This window comes from Gordonia sp. i37, from assembly GCF_002043085.1.
In the GTDB taxonomy this organism is placed as follows: domain Bacteria; phylum Actinomycetota; class Actinomycetes; order Mycobacteriales; family Mycobacteriaceae; genus Gordonia; species Gordonia polyisoprenivorans.
Map to the genome: position 1 here is coordinate 1 of NZ_MVPX01000625.1, position 10,117 is coordinate 10,117.

The following is a 10,117-nucleotide window of genomic DNA, read 5'->3' on the forward strand; positions in this document are numbered from 1 at the left end:
CGGGGGGAAGGCCGAGGTCGGTGTGGATGCCGTGGTGGGCCCGGCATGGCGGCTGACCGCCGTGTACGTCGACGACACCGGCGAAACCGCGGTGTCGTGGGTGAATTCACACGTCATCGCCGACGGCGGTGCGGTGATCACCGGCGTCGAGGAGGCCGTGGCCGGTGAGACCTTCGACGTGACCGACGCCCGGGCCGGCGTCGGTGACACGGTTCGGGAGGGCGCCCGGACCCTGCTGTGTGCCGCCGACGCCGCCCGAAGGCTTTTGATGTCGCGGCCCGCGACCCTCACCCGTCCGCCGGCACCGCCGGTCGAGCCGGTGCCCGCGATCGGACAGCCGGGTGTTCCGTCGCCGAGCCCTTCGGTGGTGGTCACCGTCGACGAGTCCGAGTTCGACTCTGCTGCAACCGCTGTCGGCGGGAGCGCCAACACGCTGTTCACCGCGCTGGTGATCGGCGTCCTCGAAGCCACCGGCCGGGTTGCCGACGGCGACGAGATCCCGATCGGGCTACCGGTCTCGACGCGAACGCCCGGTGATCGTCGGGCGAACGCCACCACCGGCGCCACCGCACTCTATCGGTTGAGCGCCGCACGACGCCGCGATCTGCGCCCGCTACGTGCGGCGAGCAAGGCCGCGTTCGCCGCGGTCTCCGACGAGCCGGGGGCGCTCGAACTCCTCGGGCGGATCGCGCAACCGCTCGGCGACACCATAGTTCGGCGTCTGGCCACCGATGCCCGGGCGCCGCTGTGCCTCGCGTCGAACCTCGGAACACTGGGCGGCGCCTTCGCCGGCCTCGGCTTCGGCCGACCCGGACCCGTCGCCATGCGGTCGATGACGCTGGGCGCCACCACGGAAGCGTTGCGCCGCATGGACGGTGGTATCAGTGGTTGGTCGTCGCGCAGTGCCGGTGTGGTCACCCTGTGTCTGACCGCTCTCGATCCCGTACGGGTACCCGACGAGCCGACACTGAGCGGTCTCGTCGCCGAGGAACTCGAGCGGTGGCGGTTGCCTGCCACCCTCTGGGGTGCCTGACCGCCCGCAGACCGCGGTTATCCGGCAACTCCCTGCAGCAGGCGCGCGTCGACGATGTCGGCGGCGGTGCGCACCGCACGATCCGAACTGATCATCGTCGCCGCGAATGTGGCTGCGGCGGTGCGGACGGACTCGCTGCGCGCAACCGTCAGGTCGTCGAACATCGTCTCGATGGTGAGCCGGGTGAAGCGCCGCCCGGTGCCCAGCCCGAGGTCGGCGATCCGGCCGGCCCAGAACGGCTGTTCGGCGGTGAACGAGTACACGATCGCCGGGATGCCGGCACGCAGACCGGCTGCGGTGGTTCCGGCGCCCCCGTGATGCACCACTGCAGAACACCGCGGCAGCAGCCATGAATGATTCACCGCGGCCACGTCGTAGCTATCGGACGATTCGTCGGCGTCGGATGACACTCCGGAATCCGAGGAAACACCCTGCGCCCCCGACCGACCACCGAAGGCGAATACGCATCTCATGCCGTGGCGCCGGGCGGCCGTGGCGATCATCGCGCGCGTCGCCGCCGGATTGGCGATCGGCATCGACCCGAAGCCCACGAACAACGGCGGCTCCCCGGCGTCGAGCCACCGCACCAGATCGGCATCGGCTCCGGAGGTTTCGTCGAGCGTCGCACGCGCATGGGAGGGCAGATCGAGGAACCCGACCACCGGTTTGATCGACGGTCCCGCCCGCCATTGCTCGGCGAGGCCGGGCACGATGCCCGGATCGTAGGCCTGGATCTGGGGGATCTGCGCGAGATTCAGGCGCTGCGCACACGACGTGCGAACGGGGCGTAGTCCTGCTCGTTGTCGAAAGCGGTTCTCGCCGTGCCTCATCACCGACCACACCGCGCCATCGTGAATTCGCCACGCCCGGCGCGTCCACTGCGAAGTCCACCCGTCGGTGACCCCGGGAACCGGCCCGATCAGGGCGTTCTCCGACATCGGTGCATACCGCAGCACCGTCAGCGGCACACCGAGTCGCTCGGCCACGGCCAGCCCTCGGGCCTGACACAGCGGTGCGGCGATGAGGGCGTCGACGCCGGTGATCGTGGGATCGTCGCCCAGAAATGTCGTCATCATCGCGTCGTCGAACGCCGCGATGCCCGCGCGTGCGGTGTCGATCGCGAACTTCGCCTTACGCAACGGATGTGCCGATCGTTGGGCGTCGAGTGCCTCGTCCGAGGTCCATTGCCGATCGGTGTCGGCGCCGATCGGCACCACCTCCCCGACCCCGGCCGCGGTGGCCAACGGCACCAGATTGGGCGGAACCGCCACGGTGACACGGTGTCCGCGGCGTGCCGATTCCAGAGCGAGACACAGGCCCGGCTGGACGTCGCCTCGGCTGCCGTAGAGCAGAAAGACCAGGTGTGCGGCGTCGGGCGCGCCGGTACGCATCGTTGTGTGGATCACCGCTGATGTCACCAGAACCTGTGCGGGAGACCCCAGGCGGACAACTCGTCGCCGACCACTGCCGCGAGTTGTGCACTGTCGCCGTGGTATTCGGGCACGAAACCGGCGACCGTCATGGTGATGCGGTCGCCGTACTCGACGATCCACGTCGACAGACCCGGGCCCGGTACCACCAGATCACGGCCCGCGCGGTCGCGCACGAGCATCCGCAGCAGGAACGACGATGCCGGCACACCGCCGATCGCGCGGACCTTCTCGTCGAGCACCCCGAGGTTGGACACACTGACGTCAGGTGCCGGAACACTGCGCAGCGCGGCACCCAGAACACGGCGTGGCATCACCCGGACCAGCGCCTGCAGGTCGTCGGGAACGTCGGTACCCGACGTCGCATAGGCGGCGAACGCTTCTCGACTCAGTGCCCGAAGGTATCCCAGGTCGCCGGGCCAACGGTGCCGAGGGTCGATCCGGAGCCACACCCCGCCCGAGGCATTCGCGCGCTGGTCCTCGGGCCCGCCACGCTTGCTCACCGCGACGCTCACGCGGAGCTGTTCTCCGACAGGGACTCCCGACCTGTGCACCACGCCGCAGGTGACCGCGGTGTACAAGGTGTTGCCGGTCCCGCCGTGAGCCTTCGCGCACCTATGCCATCGGTCACGATCGATGTCGACGGTGACCAGGCTCGCGCGGTAGGGATCGTAAGTCGGTGCAGCCGAGATGTTTCCGGCCGTCGGCGCGGGGGCCGACGACCGACGTTTCTGCCGCGCCGAACGCACCGCCGCGCGGGCCGAGCGTCCCGCTGCCCGAACCTGGCGCGCGCTGTCGCGTAGATCGGCACGAAATGCCCGAGCCCCCAGGGCGCTGTGCGTGTCCGGCAAGTCGACGGCCGCACCGTCGGCGGCCGAGATGATCGCGCGCATGATCGCCTCGCCGTCGGCGACGAGGTGCGAGGCGAGGAGCACCACGACGCGGCGATCCCGTGTCGTGGTGGTGGTGTGCAGGCGCCACGCCGGTCCGCGAGACGGCCGGAGATCGGCGGCCCGCAGGACCTCGTCGGCCCATGCCCCGATGGCCGCATCATCGATACGGGCGCCGGAAATCACCTGTGGCGCAGACGGTGACCGCAACCACCGACGTTGCGCTCCCGGCACCCGGCGAGGCCCCACACTGCGATGGAGCAGTCCATGACTCAGCTGCTCGGCGAACCGTTCGACGGCACCGATTCCGGGGTCATCGTCGAGGACCCAGCAGTATTGGATGGATGTGCCATAGCCGAGTTTCTCCTCGGCGAGCAGGAACGCCTCGTCCGGCCCGCTCACCCGCGGAACCGGTGTCACCGCAGGACCCGACATGGTGGGCGCCGTCGCAATGGGAGTTGTCGCGGCCGGCGCCGTCATGGCAGGCCGCGCTCGGTCGTCGTGCGCAGGAGGTTGCGTGCCGAGAACGTGCCGGCGTCGGCGTCATAGGCACGGATCAGAACCAGACGCGCGGCATGGACGACGATGACCGGCGGCAGATAGCCGAACGCCGCACCGGCAGCCAGCCCGTAGCGGCGATGCAGGAGCAGCGTCCGCGGCAGGAAACTCATGTACTCGGCGAAGGCCGACACACCGGTTTCCATCCGCCGCGGTGACACGCCCACCGTCAGCGATGCCAGAAATGCGTTGCGCCCATTGATGTCCTGCACACACAGACCCATGTCGACGTCTTCGAAGATGTCGCGGCGCATGCTCACGCGGGTACGGATCACCTGCCACACCTCGCGCCGGACCACCATGTTCGATCCGTAGAGGACGGGTATCTCCCGGGGTTCGGATGATTCCGGCACGGTCGTCCGGTCGCGACGCAGGCGCCGTACCGCGGGCCCGAGCAGCCGGGCGATCCGGCTCATCGAACCCTCGAACGGCAACCCGTAGGCGGCGCCCCGGCCGCACAGCGCCGACCAGTGGCCCTGCGAATCCGCTTCGAAGAACTCCACGATGGTCTGAGCCCACCCCGACGGAATCCGGGTGTCGGCGTCGATGCGGGCGATGACGTCACCGGTCGCGCTGTCCATGCCGGCATTTCGTGCGTGCACAAGACCTTGTGTGGATTCCTCGACAATCCGGATCCGACGGCTCCGCAGCATTCGCTCCTCGACGATCCCACGCGTGGCGTCCGTCGAATTATTGTCGACCACAACGATTTCGGCGATGTCGTCGATCTGCTCGATGAGCAGGTCCAGACACGTCCCGATGGTGTCCGCCTCGTTGAACACCGGGATCACCACCGACAAGAGAATCCGCCCGTCACCGCGCGGCGTCGGCAGGGCATGGTCGGCGTGCGCGCCGTCGTGAACCGCGCGGGTGGTCGTCTCTGAGATCACCGTAATCCCTTGTGTTGTAGCCGATCGGCGTCATGGCCGGCCGGCGAGGCAGAACCACCGGCATCGGTGCCGGATCGCATGAACGTCGGGAGAACACACCGGAAAGCGTTGATCGGCGAGCACAAGCATCGCCACCGTCGTCGAACATGACCCCCGTGATGTCCTTCCCAGCGGAGCTTAGGTCAGGTTCGGAAGCGTGGCAATACAGAAGCCTGGCGATACAGAGGGTTCTGGGTCACATCGGCGAATTCGCATGAGAACGACCACGGTTGACCGTCGCGTCAACATCGGGGAGCAACGACACACCGGATTCCGTACGTCGTGAGGAATCACGAGAAAGCCGGCTATTTTGCATCACTAACCACGGATTCGGCAAGCCCGGCGAAACGTCACCTATGTCTCACTCTCCCCACTGGTCACCCCGCGGCGGCGGCCCTACTGTCATACCTGTGTCACCGTCAGCGGTTGGGGATGGCGGTCGGCACATGCCAACGACGGCCCGATGACGGGTGCTGTCGACGCGTGTTCACCGCTGCAGAAGATGTGAAGCCTTTCTCCCCAACGGCGTTGACGCACGGAACGGGGACCGCGCGCACGCCGTTTCCGTCCGTCCGTCTAGTCACCCCGGGGGATGTCATGGAGTACACAGAGCTCGCCGACTATCCGGTCCCTGCGGGCCGGATCACCGAGTGGATCCCGACGGTCGAACCCGACCGCTGGCAATCCGACGATCGACCGCTGTCGCCCAATCACACTGCGCATCTCTATAATTCGGAGTCGGCGCCGGACTCCGGCGACCTCGGTCTGGGATCGTGGATCGGCACCGCATTCCGGTTACCCGGCGACTTCGACCACTCGGTGTTCGCCGCGGTGCTGCGCGCATGGATCGTTCGGCACGACGCGTTCCGAACCACCGTCACCCGGCGCGGCGACACCCACGCCCGGGTGGTTGCGGTGGCCGAATCGGTGACGATCTCCGCGCGGGTACAGCAGGCCCCGCCGCCCGGTGTCGGTGTCGACCGGCATCTCGAGCGCTTCTTCGCCCGTGAGGTGAGCGCCGTGCGGTGGCCGCACGTCGTGGCTGTCACCATCGAGCCCGACAGCCCGATCGAGGCGGCGAAAGGAGTCACCGTCATCGTCGCCGCCGATCACTCGGTGATGGACGCCTACACCCAGCTGCTGCTCATCGCGGAGTTCCGTGAAATCCATCGGGCGCTCGTCGAGGGTCGGGCACCGGCGCTGCCGTCGTGCGGTTCGTACGTCGACCACTGCGCGCGCGAATTCCAAGCCGCGGAAACCATGACCGCCGATCACCCTGCCGTGCAGGCGTGGCGATGCTTCCTCACCACTGACGATGGCCGGCTGCAGATGCCCCGCCTGCCGTTGCCGACGCAACCCACCGGGGCGGTGGCCGACGGCGCGGGATGGCAGTCGAGCATTTCCCGGTGGCTTCTGACCGCGCAGGAGACCAACGGCTTCGCCGCGGCCTGTAAGAATCACGGTGCGTCGATGTCCGGCGGTGCGTTCACCGCACTCGCGGTCGCGATTCAACGGCTCACCGGCGACTCGTCGTTCCGGTTCGTGATGCCGATGCATACGCGCACCGACCCGCAGTCGTTGGCCGCGGCCGGCTGGTACGTCGGTCTGGTCCCAGTCGATTTGTCACTCGAAGGGGCCGAAACCTTCAGTGCTGCGCTGACTTCGGTGAGTAACGGAGTGCGCAGGCATGCAGCTCTCGCACACGCGCCGCATCCGCGTATCGCGTCACTGCTCGGCATCACCGAGGCGCCACGCTTCGCGGTCTCCTACGTCGACGGCCGACATGTGCCCGGTGCCGACTCCTGGGGTGATCGGGATCGAGCGCTACGCAGCCGGATTCACAACCTCGACGAGGTCTACCTCTGGATCAATCGCACACATGAAGGGATCAACATCTCCCTTCGCTTCCCCAACAACGAGATCGCCACGACATCGATCCACGCTTTGCTCGCCGAGTTCCGGGCGGTTCTGCTCGAGGTCGCCGATCGCGGAGAACTGGCGCTGGACGCCGGCGCGCCGACGGAGCGCACCGTGTCGACGACGCGCTCAGCGGAGCGGCGATGAGACTGGGCGCGGCTCGGGAGTGGACACCCGCCGCCGGTCACGTCGTGTGCTGGGCGCCGACGGAGAGGTCGCTCGCTGCAGCGGCCGCCGCCCCGCCACATCCGGTGGGGCCGTCTTTCCTTCAGCAGGACCACATCTCCGCGACGCTCCGGCACCGCGAGGCCGGTCGCGAGCACCGCGGTTTCACCTGCAGCGTCGTCACCGTGCACGACGATCTCGACACCGAACGGATGACCACGGCGCTGACGGAGTTCGTCCGTGCCCACGAGGGTCTACGATCATCGTTCCGTCTCGACGATTCAGCGGTCACGCGGTACGTCGTCGACGTCGCGGACGTGGAGTTCACGGCGTCAGTACTCGGCGAGATCGATCCGCATCAGTTTCTGGCACACCATCTTCCGTACGCGGCTGCGTTCGATTCGTGGCCGGGCTGCGCGTTCGGTGCGGTGGCGCGTCCGGGATCGTTCGATCTGTACTACGGCATCGATCACGCCTACGGTGATGGTGCGTCGCAGATTCTCGGTATCGCCGAAATCCTCGCCCGTTACCGTGGTTCGCTCGACAATCCGCTGGTCACCGATGCCCATGACAGCTTTCTCGACCACGTCGCCGCCGAAGCGGCTCGCGCAGCACAGATCTCGCCGCTATCACCGGGTGTGACCGAATGGCGGCGGGTTCTTGGACGGTCGGGCGGAACCATCCCCGCCTTCCCACTACCTCTGGGCCTCGACTCCGACGCCGGGGGTGTGATTCCGCAACCCGTGTACATCCACGGCGATGACCTCGCCGACGGTGAGACGACGGCCCGGCTCGCCGCGCTGGCGACCGCGCACCACACCTCGATGACAGCGGTGATCTACGCGGCACTCGGACTCGCGCAGCGCGCAGTGACCGGCGCCGAATGGTATGCAACCGCAACCGTTGTCAGCACCAGGCGGGCCGACGAGTACGCCGGCTCCCAGGGATGGTTCTGCAATTTCGCACCGCTCGGCTTCGAGGTGACCGGCGACACGCTTGCGGACGTTCTCGACAACGCGGCCGCTGCACTTGCCCGATCTCGTACGGCCGCCGACGATCCGGTCCATGCCGCGTTGGGTGTTCTCCTCGCCGAAGGTGCCATCGACCCTGCCGTCGTGGCGAGCCCGCAGATGGTGACCTATCTGGATCTCCGGTGGTTTCCGGCACCGCCGGCCACCTCCGATCTCCTCGTCTTCACCGGCGAGGGCCGGACCGGCAATGCGTCGTTGTGGGTCACCCGCGATGACGACGGGCTCCGGATCACCACCCAGCGCCCCGACAACCCGGTGGCCGCCGACTCGGTGAGCCGCTGGTTTCGCACGCTCCGAGACATTCTCGCCGCCGCCGTGGCGGCCGATACCGTGGAGGTCGGCTGATGCGGGTCACCGCCATCGATCAGGTCGAGTTGACCGGCACCCTCACCGAGTTGTCGGTGACCTGGGTCGGCGCGCCCGCTCGCCGCGGGCTTCCCGTCGGCTTCAATCAGGGCAATCATCTGCGGGCGCAGCGCAGTGGTCGCGGGGCATGGCTGGCCGGGACGGTCACCCTCCCCGACGCGCATCCCGATCCGTCGAGGGTCGCGGGTGCGGTGGCCCGCCTACTCGGCGAACATGATGCCCTCCGAGCGTCTTTCACCGTGTCGGTGGTCCCGACGCAAGACGTTTTCGACGCAACGCAGTTGCAGGTCCGCCCCAGGGTGGTCGGGCGGGTGTGGCACGGTTTCGTGGAGTCCTTGCTCACGCAGCGTTGCCGTGCCGGCGATGTTCCCGGCGTCTTCTTCGGAATCCTCGACGACACGGTGATCTGCGCGTTCGACCATGCGCACGCCGACGCGATCACCATCGACCTGGTCCTCCGCCGCTTGTGCGAGTACTACATCGACCCGACGACGCCGCGGCGTCCGACACTCAGCTATGCCGATCGCTGTCTGACCGACGCTGCCGCAGCGTCGTCACCGAACCGCTGCGACGACGCGGACTCAACGCGGCTCATGCAGGTGTGGCACGACTTCTTCGCTCTCACCGAGGGTGCCGTTCCGGCGTTTCCTCTGCGCCTCGGTGCCGGCCGCGCACCACAACGAACTGTCGTCGTTCCGTTGCTCGATGACTCCGAATGCACTGATTTGCTGCCGGATTCGTCGTTTGCGACGATCCTGTCGGCACTGGCCGCCGCGGTCGCCGACGTGGGTGGTCCGGAGCGCCTGGCGACGCTGATACCGATACACACCCGGGGACCTCGGACATCCGGGTGGCATTCCACGGCCGGGTGGCTGGTGTCCAACGCCCCGGTCGTCGTGAATGCCGGCGACCCGAACAGTGCCACCACGTGGTTACGTCACGCCTCGGAGTTGGCCGGCCTACCTCTCGATCACGTGCTGACGCAGTGTCGTCCGCATCTGCCCACCGAGGACATCTTCATGGTGTCGTACCTGGACTATCGCAAGTTCGGGCCTGCGCTTCCCGGCGCACAACACATCTCGGCAGTGACGTCGACCGACACGGCACAGTTCTGGTTCACCCGTTCCGACAGCGGTCTCGAATTGCGCGTGCGCCACCCGGCTCGCCCGGTCGCCGACCACGTCATCGCCGGTCTGCTGACCGCTCTTCACGGCCGACTGCGGGAGCCGCGACCGGTCGCCCTGCCCGCACCCTGATCGAGACATCTCCAACCAGGAGCACACTTCCGCGCCCTTTCCATCAGATGGCGCCCACCCCGATGGTTGAGGTTGGTCGAGGTGTCGAGGAGCGCCAGCGACGAGACCTTCTGTGCCGAAGGGCTTCCGGTCCACGGTGATTCGAATCCAGCTCCGGTGCAGGCAGTCTCGAGGCTCGCCGCACGCGGCTCGCACCTCGACCATCCGGGGGAAGACGACTCGCCATCGAAGAATGCTCGCGTCTTCCCCCACCTGACGATCAAATGCTGACGCCCTTCCCACCCGGTGGCCGCCCTACCCGATGGACGGGCCCTTCCCGCCCGGTGGTCGAGGTGCCGAGGAGCGCCAGCGACGAGCCTCGAGACCCCCTGTGCCGAAGGGCTTCCGGGCCACGGACGGCCACGACATCTCGACCATCGGGTGGGGATTATCTCTATGGAGTTCTCAAACAACAGATGCGGTCCCGGCCGGGCCGGGTGCAGGGAATCAGGCTGTAGTGGAGGCGCTTCGGGTCAGGCTGCGGTGTCGTCGAGTCGCATGGT

At 67.7% G+C, this 10,117-nt stretch carries 7 protein-coding genes; 4 read left to right on the plus strand and 3 right to left on the minus strand.

Annotation, left to right across the window (positions count from 1 at the left end; genetic code table 11):
- On the plus strand, nt 1–1,033 hold a 1,033-nt coding region (locus B1964_RS28980; protein ID WP_139765954.1), incomplete at its 5' end, for a hypothetical protein.
- Nucleotides 1,034–1,050: 17 nt separating this feature from the next.
- Here B1964_RS28980 and B1964_RS28985 read toward each other — a convergent pair.
- The 3 genes from B1964_RS28985 to B1964_RS28995 all read right to left on the minus strand — a co-directional run bounded on the left by B1964_RS28985 (nt 1,051) and on the right by B1964_RS28995 (nt 4,801).
- Nucleotides 1,051–2,424 carry a glycosyltransferase gene (locus B1964_RS28985; protein ID WP_079932259.1) on the minus strand — a complete coding sequence of 458 codons (1,374 nt, stop codon included), beginning with the start codon at nt 2,422–2,424 and terminating at the stop codon, nt 1,051–1,053.
- A gap of 23 nt (nt 2,425–2,447) precedes the next feature.
- The gene (locus B1964_RS28990; RefSeq protein ID WP_253194265.1) at nt 2,448–3,755 is read right to left on the minus strand and encodes a hypothetical protein; all 1,308 of its coding nucleotides are present in this window, start codon (nt 3,753–3,755) and stop codon (nt 2,448–2,450) included.
- A gap of 74 nt (nt 3,756–3,829) precedes the next feature.
- On the minus strand, nt 3,830–4,801 hold the full coding sequence (locus tag B1964_RS28995) for a glycosyltransferase family 2 protein (RefSeq protein ID WP_079932255.1): 972 nt from the start codon (nt 4,799–4,801) through the stop codon (nt 3,830–3,832).
- Nucleotides 4,802–5,437: 636 nt separating this feature from the next.
- On the opposite strand from B1964_RS28995, the gene B1964_RS29000 reads away from it, so the two are divergent.
- From B1964_RS29000 to B1964_RS29010, 3 genes are read left to right on the plus strand one after another with little or no spacing between them, the layout of a single operon-like run.
- A complete protein-coding gene (locus tag B1964_RS29000) occupies nt 5,438–6,904 on the plus strand; it encodes a condensation domain-containing protein (RefSeq protein WP_079932256.1) in 1,467 nt (488 codons plus the stop codon).
- Entirely contained in the window at nt 6,901–8,298 is a 1,398-nt protein-coding gene (locus tag B1964_RS29005) for a condensation domain-containing protein (protein WP_079932257.1), read from the plus strand. Before B1964_RS29000 ends, B1964_RS29005 begins: the two co-directional genes overlap by 4 nt.
- Nucleotides 8,298–9,575, plus strand: coding sequence for a hypothetical protein (locus B1964_RS29010; protein ID WP_079932258.1), 1,278 nt, complete (start codon nt 8,298–8,300; stop codon nt 9,573–9,575). The genes B1964_RS29005 and B1964_RS29010 overlap by 1 nt, the downstream gene beginning before the upstream one ends.
- Nucleotides 9,576–10,117: the final 542 nt, after the last annotated feature.

Coding starts and splice junctions, on each gene's coding strand:
- B1964_RS28985 (WP_079932259.1), bottom strand. CDS start 2,424: ATGCGTACCGGCGCGCCCGACGCCGCACACCTGGTCTTTCTGCTCTAC.
- B1964_RS29000 (WP_079932256.1), top strand. CDS start 5,438: ATGGAGTACACAGAGCTCGCCGACTATCCGGTCCCTGCGGGCCGGATC.
- B1964_RS29005 (WP_079932257.1), top strand. CDS start 6,901: ATGAGACTGGGCGCGGCTCGGGAGTGGACACCCGCCGCCGGTCACGTC.
- B1964_RS29010 (WP_079932258.1), top strand. CDS start 8,298: ATGCGGGTCACCGCCATCGATCAGGTCGAGTTGACCGGCACCCTCACC.